Source organism: Cupriavidus sp. CPT47-8839-RL05A, assembly GCF_058792255.1.
On sequence record NZ_JBYTEG010000026.1, the window covers coordinates 51,241 to 65,535 of the forward strand.

14 protein-coding genes and 1 pseudogene are annotated in these 14,295 nt (G+C 67.9%); 12 read left to right on the forward strand and 3 right to left on the reverse strand.

Going from position 1 to position 14,295, the window contains the following annotated elements:
• Nucleotides 1-7: 7 nt before the first annotated feature.
• The 3 genes and pseudogenes from AC3WVS_RS26740 to AC3WVS_RS26750 all read left to right on the forward strand — a co-directional run.
• A pseudogene (locus AC3WVS_RS26740) lies at nt 8-289 on the forward strand (phosphotransferase family protein); the annotation flags it as partial.
• 193 nt (nt 290-482) lie between these two features.
• On the forward strand, nt 483-737 hold the full coding sequence (locus AC3WVS_RS26745) for a hypothetical protein (RefSeq protein ID WP_010808930.1): 255 nt from the start codon (nt 483-485) through the stop codon (nt 735-737).
• Nucleotides 738-820: 83 nt separating this feature from the next.
• On the forward strand, nt 821-1,222 hold the full coding sequence (locus AC3WVS_RS26750; RefSeq protein WP_492321015.1) for a hypothetical protein: 402 nt from the start codon (nt 821-823) through the stop codon (nt 1,220-1,222).
• Here the strand turns inward: AC3WVS_RS26750 and ppk2 are convergent, their stop codons facing one another.
• On the reverse strand, nt 1,223-2,107 hold the full coding sequence (gene ppk2, locus AC3WVS_RS26755) for a polyphosphate kinase 2 (protein WP_492321016.1): 885 nt from the start codon (nt 2,105-2,107) through the stop codon (nt 1,223-1,225). It lies immediately after the preceding gene.
• 340 nt (nt 2,108-2,447) lie between these two features.
• Between ppk2 and AC3WVS_RS26760 the strand changes: the two genes are divergently transcribed.
• Genes AC3WVS_RS26760 through AC3WVS_RS26770 form a run of 3 tightly spaced genes read left to right on the forward strand, consistent with a single transcriptional unit; the run spans nt 2,448 to nt 5,157 of the window.
• Nucleotides 2,448-3,854, forward strand: a complete 1,407-nt coding sequence (locus tag AC3WVS_RS26760; RefSeq protein ID WP_492321017.1) for a DUF3300 domain-containing protein — start codon at nt 2,448-2,450, stop codon at nt 3,852-3,854.
• Nucleotides 3,855-3,874: 20 nt separating this feature from the next.
• Entirely contained in the window at nt 3,875-4,792 is a 918-nt protein-coding gene (locus AC3WVS_RS26765; protein WP_492321018.1) for a DUF2950 domain-containing protein, read from the forward strand.
• Entirely contained in the window at nt 4,789-5,157 is a 369-nt protein-coding gene (locus AC3WVS_RS26770; protein ID WP_018315177.1) for a hypothetical protein, read from the forward strand. The genes AC3WVS_RS26765 and AC3WVS_RS26770 overlap by 4 nt, the downstream gene beginning before the upstream one ends.
• A 31-nt stretch (nt 5,158-5,188) precedes the next feature.
• Here the strand turns inward: AC3WVS_RS26770 and AC3WVS_RS26775 are convergent, their stop codons facing one another.
• Nucleotides 5,189-5,542 (reverse strand): hypothetical protein, encoded by a 354-nt coding sequence (locus AC3WVS_RS26775; protein WP_492321019.1) that lies wholly within the window; start codon nt 5,540-5,542, stop codon nt 5,189-5,191.
• Nucleotides 5,543-5,869: 327 nt separating this feature from the next.
• Here AC3WVS_RS26775 and AC3WVS_RS26780 point away from each other — a divergent pair, with 327 nt between their 5' ends.
• The 4 genes from AC3WVS_RS26780 (at nt 5,870) to AC3WVS_RS26795 (ending at nt 10,501) form a co-directional block, all read left to right on the forward strand.
• The gene (locus AC3WVS_RS26780) at nt 5,870-7,516 is read left to right on the forward strand and encodes a ShlB/FhaC/HecB family hemolysin secretion/activation protein (protein ID WP_492321020.1); all 1,647 of its coding nucleotides are present in this window, start codon (nt 5,870-5,872) and stop codon (nt 7,514-7,516) included.
• 81 nt (nt 7,517-7,597) lie between these two features.
• Nucleotides 7,598-9,358 (forward strand): DUF2341 domain-containing protein, encoded by a 1,761-nt coding sequence (locus tag AC3WVS_RS26785; RefSeq protein WP_492321021.1) that lies wholly within the window; start codon nt 7,598-7,600, stop codon nt 9,356-9,358.
• A 15-nt stretch (nt 9,359-9,373) separates the two neighbouring features.
• Nucleotides 9,374-9,784, forward strand: a complete 411-nt coding sequence (locus AC3WVS_RS26790; protein WP_316149055.1) for an ExbD/TolR family protein — start codon at nt 9,374-9,376, stop codon at nt 9,782-9,784.
• Nucleotides 9,785-9,796: 12 nt separating this feature from the next.
• Complete coding sequence (locus AC3WVS_RS26795; protein WP_492321022.1) at nt 9,797-10,501, forward strand: energy transducer TonB family protein; 705 nt, start codon at nt 9,797-9,799, stop codon at nt 10,499-10,501.
• 87 nt (nt 10,502-10,588) lie between these two features.
• Here AC3WVS_RS26795 and AC3WVS_RS26800 read toward each other — a convergent pair whose 3' ends face one another.
• Complete coding sequence (locus tag AC3WVS_RS26800) at nt 10,589-11,638, reverse strand: RNA-guided endonuclease InsQ/TnpB family protein (RefSeq protein WP_492321053.1); 1,050 nt, start codon at nt 11,636-11,638, stop codon at nt 10,589-10,591.
• A gap of 89 nt (nt 11,639-11,727) precedes the next feature.
• On the opposite strand from AC3WVS_RS26800, the gene AC3WVS_RS26805 reads away from it, so the two are divergent.
• Both AC3WVS_RS26805 and AC3WVS_RS26810 read left to right on the forward strand, forming a co-directional pair.
• Complete coding sequence (locus AC3WVS_RS26805) at nt 11,728-13,509, forward strand: putative porin (RefSeq protein ID WP_492321023.1); 1,782 nt, start codon at nt 11,728-11,730, stop codon at nt 13,507-13,509.
• A 10-nt stretch (nt 13,510-13,519) separates the two neighbouring features.
• Nucleotides 13,520-14,263 carry a hypothetical protein gene (locus AC3WVS_RS26810; protein WP_492321024.1) on the forward strand — a complete coding sequence of 248 codons (744 nt, stop codon included), beginning with the start codon at nt 13,520-13,522 and terminating at the stop codon, nt 14,261-14,263.
• Nucleotides 14,264-14,295 lie beyond the last annotated feature (32 nt).

Below are 14,295 nucleotides of genomic sequence, written 5' to 3' on the forward strand. Positions count from 1 at the left end.
CGAGCCCCGCGTCATCGGCGTGCTCGACCTGCAGGCGCTGGGCATTCCCGACGAGGCAACCTACCTGCGCTGGTACGGCGAGACCAACGGCACGCACGCGCTCGAGCACTGGGACTTTTACCTTGCCTACAACTTCTTCCGGCTCGCGGCGATCATGCACGGCATCGGGCAGCGTGCCAGGAGCGGCAACGCCGCCGCGGCAGATGCCGTGGAGACAGGCAGGAAGGCGGTGCCGCTGGCCGAACTGGGGTGGCAATTCGCGATGCGCTACCGCGCGGCAGGGCGCTAGCGTCGGCGCGGTCCGGCGCCAGCCGGATCGAATCCGCCGCAGGTGACGGAATCTGCCCTGGACTCCTTATCGGGAATCAAAGTTTGCCTTCCGATCCGGCCTGGCTTAAAGATAGGAAGGGGAGATGGGTCCGCGGATTCATGGCCGCATCGGAACCGGGCTGTCTGGCATCCCGAGACTTCAGGAGACGTCAATGAGTGTGCTGATGCTTGTGAATATCGATACGGCGACAACCGACGAGGAAATCCAGGAGTTCATCGGTCGCTACGGCTTCCCGGCCTGCGATGAGATCGAACGCGTTCCGGGAGACGGCACCCGCCCGGCGGTGTCGCTGCATTTCAATTCGGTCGATGGGGCCGCGCTGCGGCTGCTGCAGCCGCGCATCAACCACCTGTTCTGGAAGCAGCGCAAGGTGGACGCGATGGTGCTGACCGAGCGCTTCGAATAGGCCGCTGCCGCGGCTGGCGGGCATGTGGATCCGGTGCTTCCGCGCTTGCCCGATTGGGGGCGTGCCATGGCGGAGGAGGCAAGATGAGCAGGCGATACACGATCCTGCACGCGCTGGCATGCAGTGCCGCAATGCTGGCGGGTGCAATGTCGGCGGGGCCGGCCGTTGCCTATTTTGACCACTACCTGGGCGGCACCATCGTCGGCACGCTTACCCAGGACCAGCTCACGGCGTTGACGGCTGTCTTCCGCAGGACCCTGGAGCAGGGCGCCGACGGCGCCCGCATGACGTTCAGGCTGCCGCCCGACACGCGCGAGCGGCAGGTCGAAGGTTCCTTCACGCCATTGCAGTCCCGGCGCGACCACGGCGACCGCTGCCGGCAACTGCGCAGTGAATTCCGCCGGGCCGGCGAAACCGAAGCCTGGACCGGGTGGTACTGCAAGGAGAAGGACGGCAACTGGAGGTCGCGCAAGCTGCCGAAGTAGCTAGTACCGCTCTTCGACGTACCGATAGGGATAGTCGGGCTCCCGGTATCCACCCGCCTTCTGCCTGGCAGGCAGCTTGACTGGCTTGCGTTCGATCGCCTGGTACGGGATCTGTGCCAGCAGGTGCGTGATGATGTTCAGGCGCGCCCGGCGCTTGTCATTGGAATTGGCCACATGCCATGGGGCATAGTCGGTATCGGATGCGGCAAACATGGCGTCGCGCGCGCGTGAATAGTCGTACCAGCGGCTGTACGAACGCAAGTCCATGTCAGTGAGCTTCCAGAGCTTGCGGCCGTCCTTGATGCGTCCCTGCAGGCGGCGGGTCTGCTCCTCCGGGCTGACCTCGAGCCAGTACTTGATCAGGATGATGCCGGAATGCACGATGGCGCGTTCGACCAGTGGGACGGCGCGCAGAAACTCGTCGGCCTGCGCTTCGGAGCAGAATCCCATCACGCGTTCGACGCCGGCGCGGTTGTACCAGCTCCGGTCGAAGATGACGATTTCTCCCGCGGCGGGCAGGTGCGGCAGGTAGCGCTGCACGTACATCTGGCTCTTTTCGCGGTCGGTCGGAGCGGGCAGGGCGATCACGCGGAAAATGCGCGGGCTGACGCGTTCCGTGATGGCCTTGATGGCGCCGCCCTTGCCGGCACCGTCGCGCCCTTCGAACACCACGCAGACCTTGCTGCCGCTGGCCTGCACCCATTGCTGAAGTTTGACCAGCTCGACATGAAGGGTGAAGAGCGCCTTCTGGTATTCCTTCTCCGACATGCGCTCGCGCTGCTGCTGGTCCGGATTTTCATCGAGGCGTTCAGCCGGGCCTGGTTCGCGCGGCGGCTCCGCCTGGCTCCCGTTGTCGCCGTGGCGCTTTCCTTTTCGCTTGGCCATGATCTTCCTCCACTGACGTACCGGTGCCTTGAGGGTCCGGTCATGCACCTTCAAACCTGGGCGTACCGCTTGCATGCGCGCTGGCGGCTCGTTTCTACGATAGGAACAAAATCGGGGGAAATCCTCATGCCGGTCCGTTTTCCTGTCGCAACCCTTGCCGGGCGGCGACCGGAATTCGGTTGAATTTCAATGTCTTCCGTACTACCTTCGTAGCGCGTATGGAGCAATATCCGCTCCGTATGCCGGCTGGCAATGGCGCGCGGCTGGAGAACATCCTCCAGCCCGGCGCGCTGCCCCAGTACGCCTCGGATGGTTCCGTCACCGGCTGCGAGGAGGGAACATGGCCTTTCTGGTCAGGCGGCTGCTCAGGTCCGGCTGCGCATGGCTGTTGGTCGCGCTGGTAGCGGGAGCGGGCGGCGCCGCTGCCCAAGACTTACAGAACCCGCCACCCACCTTCAAGCCCGAAGAGCTAGAGGCGCTGGTCGCACCGATCGCGCTCTATCCCGATTCCGTGTTGTCGCAGGTGCTGATGGCCTCCACCTATCCGCTGGAGATCGTGCACGCGGCACGCTGGGTCAAGGCCAATCCCAAGGTCAAGGGCGACGCCGCGGTCAAGGCCGTGGCCGACCAGCCCTGGGATGTCAGCGTGAAGTCGCTGGTGGCCTTCCCGCAGGTGCTTGAGCCGATGAACGACAAGCTCGACTGGACGCAGAAGCTGGGCGATGCCTTCCTGGCTCAGGAGAAAGACGTGCTGGCCGCGGTCCAGCGGCTGCGCAACAAGGCCCAGCAATCCGGCAACCTCAAGACCACCGAACAGCAGAAGGTCATTGTCGAGCCCGCGACCACGGCGGCGCCGGGCGTGCAGACCGTGGTGCGCATCGAACCGGCCGACCCGCAGGTCATCTACGTCCCGGCCTACAACCCCACCGTGGTCTACGGTTCCTGGGGTTATCCGTCCTACCCGCCGTACTACTGGCCGCCTTATCCCGCCTACTACCCGGGCGCCGCGCTGGCCACGGGCTTTGCCTGGGGCATCGGGCTGGCCGCCGCCGGGGCGATCTTCGGCAACTGCAACTGGGGCGGCGGCGACGTGAACATCAATGTCAACCGGGCCACCAATATCGACCGCAACTTCGACCGCACCAAGGTACAGGCGGGCGGGCGCTGGCAGCACGACGCCAGTCACCGCCAGGGCGTGGCCTACCGCGACAATGCCACCCGCGAGAAATTCTCGCGCGATGTGCCAGGCGGGGACCGGCGCAATGAGTTCCGCGGCCGCGAGGGCGGTGCCGGCGTGTCCGACCGCGCGGCGCGCGACCGGGCAGGCGGGCAGGACCGGCCGGGTGCCGGGGATCGGGCCGGAGACCGGGCGGGAGACCGGGCCGGTGATCTCGCTGGCGAACGGGGCGGTGATCGGGCCGGGGTCTCTGACCGGGCCGGAGTCTCCGATCGAGGCGGCGTATCTGACCGGGCCGGTGCATCGGACCGCGCGGGGGCCGCCGACCGGTCGCGGGGCGGCGGTGAACGGGCCACCACCGTAGCCGACCGCGGCGGCGGTGGCGGGCGGGACAACGCCTTCCAGGGCGTGGGCGGCGGCGCGGCGTCGCAGCGCGACTTTGATCGCGGACGCGCCAGCATGCAATCGGCCGGAGGCCGCGCAGGCGGCGGCTTCAGCGGCGGCGGGGGCCGTGGTGGCGGCGGCTTCGGCGGCGGCCGTGGCGGTGGCGGACGCGGTGGCAGGCGCTAGCGGACCAGGGAGTCTCGATCATGACGTCACCACTAAGCCTTGCCCGATCCCTGCCTGGCCGCCCGGCCTGCGCGGTGGCGCTTGCGCTCGCGCTGACCGTTGCCGGCATGCACGCCGCGCACGCGCAGAAGCCCTTCAAAACCCCCGAGGCCGCCATGAACGCCTTTGGCGAGGCAGTCGCCGCCAGCGACGACGATGCCATGAAGGTGCTGCTGGGCGCCAAATTCCACGACCTGATCCCGCCAGTCGGCGCCGACATCCGATACCGCTTTCTCGAGGCCTGGCGGATCTCGCATGCGGTCAAGCCAGAGGGCGACAGCCATGCCCGCATCGCCGTAGGCAATGACGGCTGGACCCTGCCAGTGCCGCTGGTGAAGACATCGAAGGGCTGGCAGTTCGATACGCGTGCCGGGGTCGACGAGATGCGCATACGCCGCATCGGCCGCAATGAACTCTCGGTGATCCAGACCATGCTGGCGATCTACGACGCCCAGCGCGAATACGCCCGGACCGACCATGACGGCGACGGCCTGCTGGCCTACGCAGGCAAGCTTGCGAGTACGCCGGGCAAGCAGGACGGGCTGTACTGGCCGACATCGGATGGCGCACCGCCCAGCCCGCTCGGGGCCGCATTCCTGACGGCCGGCAAGCGCAATCCGGGGCAGGGCGGCTATTACGGCTATCACTACAAGCTGCTGACGGCCCAGGGCCCCAACGCACCCGGCGGCGCGTACAACTATGTCGTCAATGGCAAGCTGTTCGGCGGCTTCGCCGTGCTGGCCTGGCCGGTGCGGTATGGCGATACCGGCGTGAAGAGCTTCATGGTCAGCCACGATGGCCAGGTCTATGAACGCGACCTGGGCACCGACAGCGCCGGCAAGGCCGCGGCGACCAAGACCTTCGATCCCGGCCCTGGCTGGAGCAAGGTGACGCCATGAAGCATGGGCTCGGGCTCCTGGCGGGCGTTGCCGTGTTCGCCGCAGTGCCGGTGCTGACGGCATGCTATCCCTACCCTTACCCCGCCGAGGTGGTCCCGACCACCTACCCGGGGCTGCAGCCCAGCCGCTACGACCGCGCCTTTGCCGCGGCCGCCGGCGCCATGCGCGACCAGGGCGTGGCGATCAGCACCGAGGATGCCGTGGCCGGGACGGTGGAAGGAACCCGCAACAACCTGCCGGTGAGGGCCAGCGTGCGCCGCCAGGCCGACGGCACGGTGCGGGTGCAGTTCGACGGCACCGACCCGTCGGATCCGCGTCTGCTCGAGCGCATCTCGCGCAGCTACGACGCGCGCATGGGCCGCTAAGGCGTGCTGTGCCGCCGTTGCCGCCAACCACTCAAGGCTGCGCGCGCGGAATGACCGGCGCCGCCGGCGCCGGACTGGCCGGGCGCTGCGGATAGACCGACGTGCCGAAGGTGTTGCCCATGCGATGGCTGGTGGCCGCGTGGTTGTAAAGGCCGAGCTGGTTCGAGGGCCGCTGCGCGATCGCCTCGGCCGCCAGTCCGCTGTCAGGCCGTGCCGGCCTGCCTGCGTTGGCAGGCTGCAGCTTCTGCGTCAGGCACGGGAACGAAGGCGCGCGCTCGCCGTTGACCTCGACTTCGACGCAGGGCCCGGGTCCCGCAGCGGCGGCGGGTGCGATGTCGACCAGTCCAAGCGCCGCTACGGCGCATAGCGTCAGCCAGGTCCGCATCCGATCCCTCCTTCGTTGGCCGCCAGGCAGGGCGCTGGCGAAGCCGCTGCAGTATAGCCAGCATGCTGCGGCAGCGGGAACCATCCTCGCGCAGGGATTTGCCGTTGACTCGCCGTCCCCGCGCCTCCCTCTTTCTTCTTCGATGAATCTTTTGTGACAAACGACAGGCGGCGCCAGTGCCGTCCGTCTAGGCACCGTGCGCAATGCTGACATGAGGGCACGCCATCATGTCCTGCGATCGGATGCGCGCCTGCCGTGCCCTTGGTCAGGGCGTTGCGGCAGGGGCGCGGCGGCAATCGATTCGAACAAGAAGCTTGAGTCAATCCAATGCATGACGTGAAGAAGAGCGGCCCGCCTTCGTGCTGGCGGGCGGTGTGGCTGGCAGTGATTGGACTGGGAACCCTGGGGACGGCGGCGGCGCAGCAGGCGGCAGCGGAGCACGCGGCCGAGGCGCCGGCAAGCGCGCAGGCCGCCGAAGCCGAGCGGCGCGTCAACGTGAACGAGTACATCGTGCGCGGCAATACGGTGCTGGATGTCCGTTCGATCGAGCGGGCGGTCACGCCGTTCCTGGGCCCGGCCCGCACCATGAAGGATATCGAGGGCGCCCGCGATGCGCTGCTGGCGGTCTACCAGGCCAAGGGCTACCAATCGGTCTACGTCGACCTGCCGGAACAGCAGGTCACCGACGGCATCGTGATCCTGCAGGTCAGCGAGACCCGCGTGGGCCGGGTGCGCGTGGTCGGTGCCGAGTACAACTCGCCGCTGGAGGTGCGCGAGCAGGTGCCGGCGCTGGCGGAAGGCGTGGTGCCTGATTTCACGCAGGCGCAGACAGAGCTGACCGCGTTGAACCGCAGTGCCAAGCGCCAGGTGGTGCCGCTGGTGCGGCAGGGCGCGATGCCGGGCACCATGGACGTCGACCTGAAGGTCGACGACAGCAGTCCGTGGCGCGCCAGCGTTGGCCTGAACAACGACTACAGCGCTGATACGAAGGAGCTGCGCGCCTTCGCCTCGCTGGGCCACGACAACCTCTGGCAGCTGGGCCATAGCGCCTCAGTGAGCTTCTTCGGCGCGCCACAGGATTTGAACCAGACCCAGGTGTGGTCCGGCTCCTATGTGGCGCCGATCCGCGGCAGCAACTGGAGCGTGGAGGCGTCGGGCTATCTTTCCGACAGCAACGTGGCCACGGTGAACGGCACCAGCGTGCTGGGCAAGGGCCACGCCGTCGGCCTGCGCGGCACCTATACCGTGCCGGACACCGGGGCATGGTGGCATACGCTGAGCCTGGGCGTGGACTTCAAGGACAACGAAGAGGTCACGCGCCTGGGCAATGCCGGCGACACCGTGCCGCTCAAGTACGCGCCGATCACGCTTGCCTATGCGGGCTTCACCCAGACCGAGCGCGGCCAGCTGGGCATCAACGCCGCGCTGGTCGCCGGCACGCGCAGCTTCCTGGGCTATGGCAGCAACTGGGAACAGTTCGACTACAAGCGCTACAAGGCCTCGCCCAGCTTCCTGCTGCTCAAGGGCGATACCAGCGGCACCTACAACTTCAAGGGCAACGCGCAGCTCGCCTGGCGCCTGGCCGCGCAGATCACCGATTCGCCGCTGGTGTCGAGCGAGCAGATCGCGGCCGGCGGCATGAATTCCGTGCGCGGCTACCTGTCGGCGGAAAGCACCGGCGACTACGGCGTGGTGGGCTCGGTGGAGCTGCGCTCGCCGCCGCTGGACTTCTTCGGCGGCGTGGTCGAGGACTGGCGCGTCTATGCCTTCGTCGACGCCGGCCAGGTGCGCCTGCGCGAGCCGCTGCCCGAGCAGGACAGCCGCTTCTCGCTGGCCTCGGTGGGTCTGGGCACGAGCTTCCGGCTGGCGCGGCGCGTCAGCGGCCGGCTCGACCTGGGCTACCCGCTCAAGGACGGACAGCGCACCGAGCGGCACGACCCGCGCCTGAATTTCAGCGTGACCGCGAGCTATTGACCTATTGACGACCACGGCCGCGGCCGCGCGCCACGCCTCACCACCTTGCATTCCGATACAAGCCAACGGAGAACCATTGTCATGCGACGTTCCCTTCTGCTGCTGCTCGCGCTGGCGAGCATGCTCCTGCCGGGCCTGGCCCAGGCCTGGTGGCAGCCTGACTGGGCTTACCGCAAGCCCGTCACCATCGATGCCGGCCCGCAGGGCGGCGCCATCGGCGGCGATGCCGGCCGCACCCCGGTGCTGCTGCGCCTGCATACCGGCAACTTCAGCTTCGAGGGCGTGAGCGAGACCGGCGCCGACCTGCGCTTTGTCGCCGGCGACGACAAGACCGTGCTGAACCACCAGATCGAGCAGTTCGATCCGCTGCTGGGCATCGCGCTGGTATGGGTGGATGTGCCCGCGGTCTCGGCGGGCGCCAAGCAGCAGCTGTGGATGTACTACGGCAATCCCAAGGCGCCTGCATCCGGCAACGGCCAGCGCAGTTTCGATCCGGACTTCACGCTGGTCTACCACTTTGCCGAAGGCAATGCGCCGGCGCGCGACACCACCGCCTATGGCAACCACAGCCAGACCGCGGTGACGTCGCTGGACGGCACCGTGATCGGCAAGGGCGCGCAGCTTGGCGTCGCCGCGCTGGCACTGCCGGCCTCGCCTTCGCTGGCGCTGCAGGCGGGCGCACCGTTGGCGTTTTCCGCATGGGTGCGGCCTGACCAGCTCGGTCCGCAGCAGTTGGTCTATGCCCGCCGCGACGGCGCCGGCGAGCTGCTGGTCGGCATCGACCAGGGCGTTCCCTTCGTGCAGGTCAATGGCCGGCGCAGCAATCCGGGCCAGCCGGTGCAGGCCGGGCAGTGGTCGCACCTGGCGCTCAACGCCGACGGCAAGACCGTGACCCTGTTCGTGGCCGGCCGCGCCGCGTCCTCGCTGGAGGCGGCGCTGCCCGCCATGAACAGCCCCGCCTTCATCGGCGCGGACAGCGCGGGGCAGGGCGCCTTCACCGGTGCCGTCGACGAAGTGCGGGTGTCGAAGGTGGCGCGCCCGGCGGCGCTGCTGCTGGCCGACGCCGTCTCGCAGGGCGCCGATTCGCGCCTGGTGGTGTTCGGTCCGGACGAGCAGCAGGCGGGCAAGAGCCATTTCGGCTATATCCTCGCCGCCATGCCGCTGGACGCCTGGATCGTGGTGGGCGTGCTGGGCATCATGATGGCGCTGTCGTGGGCCATCATGATCGGCAAGGGCCGCAACTTCGGCGCGGTCTCGCGCGCCAATGCCGCCTTCATGGAGCATTTCCGCGAGGCCTCCGGGGTGTCGCTGGACCACCTGGCCAAGACCAACCGGGTGCCGGCCGAGGTCCGCGAGCATTCGTCGCTGTGGCGCCTGTATGAAGTCGCGGTGGACGAGCTGCACCGCCGGCACCAGCTTGGCTACGACCTGAACGCGGTCACCGATGCCACCATCAGCGCCATCCGCGCGTCCATGGACGGCGTCATGGTGCGCGAGAACGAGCGCATGGCCAGCCGCATGAACTGGCTGTCCACCACCATCGAAGGCGCGCCCTATGTGGGCCTGTTCGGCACCGTGATCGGCATCATGCTGGTGTTCGTGGTGGCGGCCATGGCCGGCGCGGTGGACATCAACTCGGTCGCGCCGGGCATGGCGGCGGCGCTCTTGTGTACCGCCGCGGGCCTGGGCGTCGCGATTCCGGCGCTGTTCGGCTACAACTGGCTGGCCTCGCGCTCGGACGCCATCGGCGCCGACATGGCCGTGTTCGTGGACGAGTTCGCCACGCGGCTGGCTGAAGAGCAGGGCGAGGGCCGGCGCGCCCCGGTCCTGCAGCGCGCCTGAGCGGGGCCGGCAATCATGGCAAACGCAACCAGGTTCGGCGTCAGGAAGCGCACGGGCGGCATCAATATCACGCCCTTTGTCGACGTGCTGCTGGTGGTGCTGGTGATCTTCATCCTCACCAGCAACGCCAGCATCCCCGGCATCAAGGTAGACCTGCCCAAGGCCAGCGCCTCGGTCGCGCTGGAAAAGCCCAAGACCAAGGCCATCACCATCGATAACGCGGGGCAGGTGTTCCTGGACGCCTACCCGGTCACGCTGGCCGAGCTGGAGGAGCGCCTGCGCACCGAGAAGGCGCTGTCGCCGGATTTCCCGGTGATCGTGCGCGGCGATGCCTCGGTGCAGTACGCCAAGGTGGTGGAGGTGCTCGACCTGCTGCGGCGGATCGAGCTGAACCAGATCGGTCTGGTGACCGGCAAGCCGGCATAAGGGAGCGCAGCCGTGAACCATCGCGAACCCATGCCCGTGCCCGCGCAGCGCGCCGCCGCGCTGTGGCGGCGCTGGGGCGGGCTCCTGACCGGCGCGCTGGTGTTCGCCGCGCTGGCCTCGCTGGTCTGGTACCTGCTGTCGGATACGGCAGCCACCCGGCGCGAGGCACCCGCCACGCCCACGCTGGTGCTGCCGCCTCCGCCGCCGCCGCCGCCCGAGCCGGAGAAGCTGCCCGAGCCCGAGCCGGTGAAGCCCGAAGTGGTCGAGCCCGAGCCCAAGCCCGCGGAGCCGGCCGAAGCGCCGCAGGACGACAGCCCGCCCAGCCCCTCGCAGGACCTGGGCGACCCGGTCACCATCGACGGCGCCGCCGAGGCCGGCACCGATGCCTTCGGCATCCGTGCCGGCGGTGGTGGCGGCATGACCGGCGGTGGCGGCGGGCTGGGCAGCCGGTCTTATTCCGCCTATGTCTCGAGTGCCTTGCAGCAAGCCTTTGTGCGTGACCAGCGCACCCGCCAGCTGGCCTTCGACGACCTCCGCATCGAGCTCTGGCTGGACGCGGAGGGCCGCGTCACCCGGGTCGAACTGGCGGGCAGCTCGGGCAATGCCACAACCGATCAGGCGGTGCTTGCCATGGTGCGCGATTTCCGCGCCGACGAGCGGCCACCGGCATCGCTGCGCTTCCCGATGCGCATGTCGATCAAGGGCCGGCGGCCATGAATGTCCTGAAAGCCTGGCCATGCGCCGGCCCGACGTTTCTCTTCATCCCAACAGATTTCAGAACGAACCGTTGACATCCTCCCCTCCCTAAAGGGAGGAGATTCCCTCTGCAGGCGATCGATGTCCCGATCGGGCAAGGATATTTAGCGCAGCGTTCACATCGCGATCATGTACAGCACCGCATTCACTGCATACCCACTGCCTTATTCCGAGGTCTGCGATACCTTTCGGCCTCTCCGGCGGCATCGCGTCGCACGAAGAGCAGACCTGGGTGGTGAAACGTTCGTCGACTTCCTCGTACCACGCGCCATGCGCAATCGCCTTGTACGCGAGCATTGTGCGGAAGGACGACCAGCCCGCATCGAGGACGGACTTTGCCATGCTGGTTCTGGCAAGGCCGGCGGCATTCACATTACCCACCGCAATGTAGTCGAAGTCCCGCACGATGCGATGCGAGAGCTTGTGCAGGAAGTCACGCCGTGCATTTTTGATGCGCGCGTGGAGGTTCGTGGCCTGTCGTTTCTTGCGCGCACGCTGCGCCTTGGCAAGGGCTTGCTCGAGTTGGCCAAAGTGACGCGGATTCTCGATCTTCTCACCAGTAGAGAGTGTCGCAAGGTGCTTCAAGCCGAGATCGATGCCGACGCCGCATGCCGGGGAGCGGGCCTGGGTGTCGGCAACTTCAATCACGATGTTCAGGAACCAGTTGCCTCGCGCGTCGCGGGAGAAATTGGTGCCGTCCATGATCTTGCCGTCTGGAAGGGGGCGGGAACTGAAAACGCGAAATGTATTGCCGGCAAAGCGGAACGCATCGCCAGAACGCTTGAGATCTCGCCCCTTGAGGGGCACCCAGCCGAGGGACTTGCGGCCGCGATAGCGCAGGTACGGCCGGCGATGCAGGCTACGCGACTTGGCGTACTGCTCACAAACCGCGTTGACGGTGCCGGAATGGATACGGAGTTCCTTGCTGCTGCCGGTGGTCAACACGTTCAGATCGAAACCCGTGGGCCACCTCTTGCCCCATTTGAGCGCGTGCTTCTGTGTGTCATTGCAGAAGTTCCAGACGTAGTTCACCGCGCGGCTCTGCTGATTGAGCAGGCCGTTCAGCGACTTCACCCGGTAGCGATGGACGAGAAGCATGCCGGTCATTCTAAATTGGGATTGCTTGCTGCCGGCAGCACTCCTTTCACGCCCCGCACTGAAGGTCGGGGTTTCTCGGAGCAAGTCTGATGAACCACTTTGTCCATCCCCATCGCCATGCGGGCCGCGCCAGCGTGCTGGCCGCCGCCGTGGCAGCCGTGCTGCTCGGCGCCGCGGGTGCCACCCATGCGCAAGCCGCGGCGCCGGCCGAAAGTGCCATGGTCAAGCTGATCCGCGGCCTGATCCAGAGCGGCGCGCTCGACAAGAACACCGGCGAGGCCCTGCTGGCCCAGGCGCAGACTGAAGCCATGGCTGCGCAGCAGGCGCAGCGCGTGGCGGCGGCGCCCGCCGCGGGCGCTGCTGGTGCCGCAACCGGTGCGGCCACTGCCGGTGCCGCGCGCGCCGCTGCGGGCGACGTGCGCGTGCCCTATATCCCCGAGACCGTGCGCGACCAGATCCGCGACGAGGTCAAGGGCGAGGTCATGGCCCAGGCCAAGGCCGAAGGCTGGGCCGCGCCCAACGAGACGCCGGAATGGACCAAGCGCATCCATATCGAGGGTGATGTGCGCGTGCGCAACGAATCGCGCTTCTACTCGGGCAACAACAGCGACATCCAGATCGACTGGGCTGCCATCAACGACGGCAATGGTTTCGATGTCAACCCGAACACCAACCTGACGCTGCCGCCGCTGCTCAATACCCGCCAGAACCGCACCAACCAGTGGCGTGCGCGCGCCCGCCTGGGCGTGCTGGCCGACATCTCGGACAGCGTCAAGGCCGGCGTGCGCATCGCCACCGGCAACGACGACAGCCCGGTCTCGACCAACCAGACACTGGGCGGCGGGTTGGCCAAGAAGGATGTGTGGCTGGACCAGGGCTGGCTGTCGTACCGGCCCGCGGAGTGGGTGAACCTGACCGGCGGCCGTTTCGGCAATCCCTTCGTCTCGAGCGACACGCTTTTTTCGAACGACCTGAACTTCGACGGGATCGCGGCGCAGTTCGACAAGGCGATTCCCGACAAGGATGTGTCGCTGTTCGGCACGCTTGGCTTCATCCCGCTGGAGTACTCGGCCGACAGCACGCCCAAGCATAGCCAGGAGAAGATGAAGAGCGAGAACAAGTGGCTGCTCGGCGCCCAGTTCGGCGCCAGCTGGAAGGTGAACACCGACAACCGCCTGCGCGGCGCGCTGGCCTACTACGATTTCCGCAATGTCAGCGGCAAGGTCTCCGAGCCCTGTGCGCTGTACGCCGGCGCCGACGGCTGCAGCACCGACTGGACCCGCCCGGCCTTCATGCAGAAGGGCAACACCCTGATGCTGTTGCGCAGTATCGCGCTCAACCCGCTCGATCCGGCCAATACCCCGCAGCCGCAGTACGTGGGCCTGGCCTCGGAGTTCCAGCTGATCGACCTGAACCTGCGCTGGGATACCAAGGTGGCCGGCTACGGCCTGCGCCTTGACGCCAACTACATCCGCAACCTGGCCTACAACGAAGACGAGATGTGGGCGCGCGCCAACGGCGGCATCGTCAACAACTTCGGCGGCAGCGGCGGCACCACGCGCGCGGACTTCCGCAGCGGCGGCAACGCCTATATGTTCCAGGCCACCTTCGGCAAGCCCAGCCCGGCGGCGCGCGGCGACTGGAACGTGCTGGCCGGCTACAAGCGCATCGAGCCCGATGCGATGCCCGACGGCTACAACGACCCGACCTTCCACCAGGGCGGCACCAATGCCCGTGGCTATTACCTGGGCGGCTCCTATGCCTTCGACAAGAATGCCTGGGTGACCGGCCGCTGGATCTCGACCAAGGAAGTCTTCGGCCCGCCGCTGTCGATCGATACCCTGCAGGTCGAAGTCAATGCGCGCTTCTGAGGAGGATGCCGTGTCCACAACGCTCCTTTGCCGCATGAAGGCCGTGGCGCTGCTGCTGGCGCTGGCGGCGGGCGCCGCCCATGCCCAGCAGGGCCAGAGCATGGAAGAACGCCTGCGCAACCAGCTGCGCATCACCACCACGCAGCTGCAGCAGGCGCAGAGCGAGCTGGCGACGCTGAAGGCGGGCCAGTCCTCCCGCGGCGGCGCGGGCGGCGGCGATGCCGGGACGCTCAGGAAAGAGCTCGACGCCGCGCGCGCCCAGCTTGCCGCCGAGCGCGACGCGCGCGACAGGCTGGCCGGCAGCGCCCGCCAGGCCCAGCAGCACAGCCAGGCCGTGGCGGAGAAGGCCGGCAGCCAGATCGCGCAGTACCGCGGCGCCTACGACGAGCTGCTGCGCATGGCGCGCGGGCTGGAAGCCGAACGCCAGCGCCTGGCGGCCGAGGCCACCGCGCGGCAGACCGCGCTGTCGCGTTGCGAGGCGGCCAACGCCCAGCTCTACGCGGTCGGCCAGGACATCCTGCGTGCCTACGAAACCGTGGACCTGGGCACCGTGCTGGCCGCGCGCCAGCCGTTCGCGGCGCAGAGCCGCGTGCGCTACGAGCAGATCGCGCAGGAGTACGGCGACAAGCTCTACCAGGGCCGCTTCGACGCGCGCAGCACCGGCGAGTCCGCCGCGCCGCAGACGGATGCTGCCCCGGCAAAGGCCGCGGCCGAGCCCAAGGCCGAAGCCGGCACCGCCGCGCCGCGCCTGTGACATGAATCGCGGCAAGACGACTTGCCTTGCCG

Excerpts from the sequence above, each read along its gene's own strand:
- AC3WVS_RS26800 (WP_492321053.1), bottom strand. The coding sequence starts at position 11,638 with ATGCTTCTCGTCCATCGCTACCGGGTGAAGTCGCTGAACGGCCTGCTC.
- AC3WVS_RS26780 (WP_492321020.1), top strand. The coding sequence starts at position 5,870 with ATGCATGACGTGAAGAAGAGCGGCCCGCCTTCGTGCTGGCGGGCGGTG.
- AC3WVS_RS26750 (WP_492321015.1), top strand. The coding sequence starts at position 821 with ATGAGCAGGCGATACACGATCCTGCACGCGCTGGCATGCAGTGCCGCA.
- AC3WVS_RS26785 (WP_492321021.1), top strand. The coding sequence starts at position 7,598 with ATGCGACGTTCCCTTCTGCTGCTGCTCGCGCTGGCGAGCATGCTCCTG.
- AC3WVS_RS26805 (WP_492321023.1), top strand. The coding sequence starts at position 11,728 with ATGAACCACTTTGTCCATCCCCATCGCCATGCGGGCCGCGCCAGCGTG.
- AC3WVS_RS26760 (WP_492321017.1), top strand. The coding sequence starts at position 2,448 with ATGGCCTTTCTGGTCAGGCGGCTGCTCAGGTCCGGCTGCGCATGGCTG.
- AC3WVS_RS26775 (WP_492321019.1), bottom strand. The coding sequence starts at position 5,542 with ATGCGGACCTGGCTGACGCTATGCGCCGTAGCGGCGCTTGGACTGGTC.
- AC3WVS_RS26765 (WP_492321018.1), top strand. The coding sequence starts at position 3,875 with ATGACGTCACCACTAAGCCTTGCCCGATCCCTGCCTGGCCGCCCGGCC.
- AC3WVS_RS26770 (WP_018315177.1), top strand. The coding sequence starts at position 4,789 with ATGAAGCATGGGCTCGGGCTCCTGGCGGGCGTTGCCGTGTTCGCCGCA.
- AC3WVS_RS26745 (WP_010808930.1), top strand. The coding sequence starts at position 483 with ATGAGTGTGCTGATGCTTGTGAATATCGATACGGCGACAACCGACGAG.
- AC3WVS_RS26790 (WP_316149055.1), top strand. The coding sequence starts at position 9,374 with ATGGCAAACGCAACCAGGTTCGGCGTCAGGAAGCGCACGGGCGGCATC.
- ppk2 (WP_492321016.1), bottom strand. The coding sequence starts at position 2,107 with ATGGCCAAGCGAAAAGGAAAGCGCCACGGCGACAACGGGAGCCAGGCG.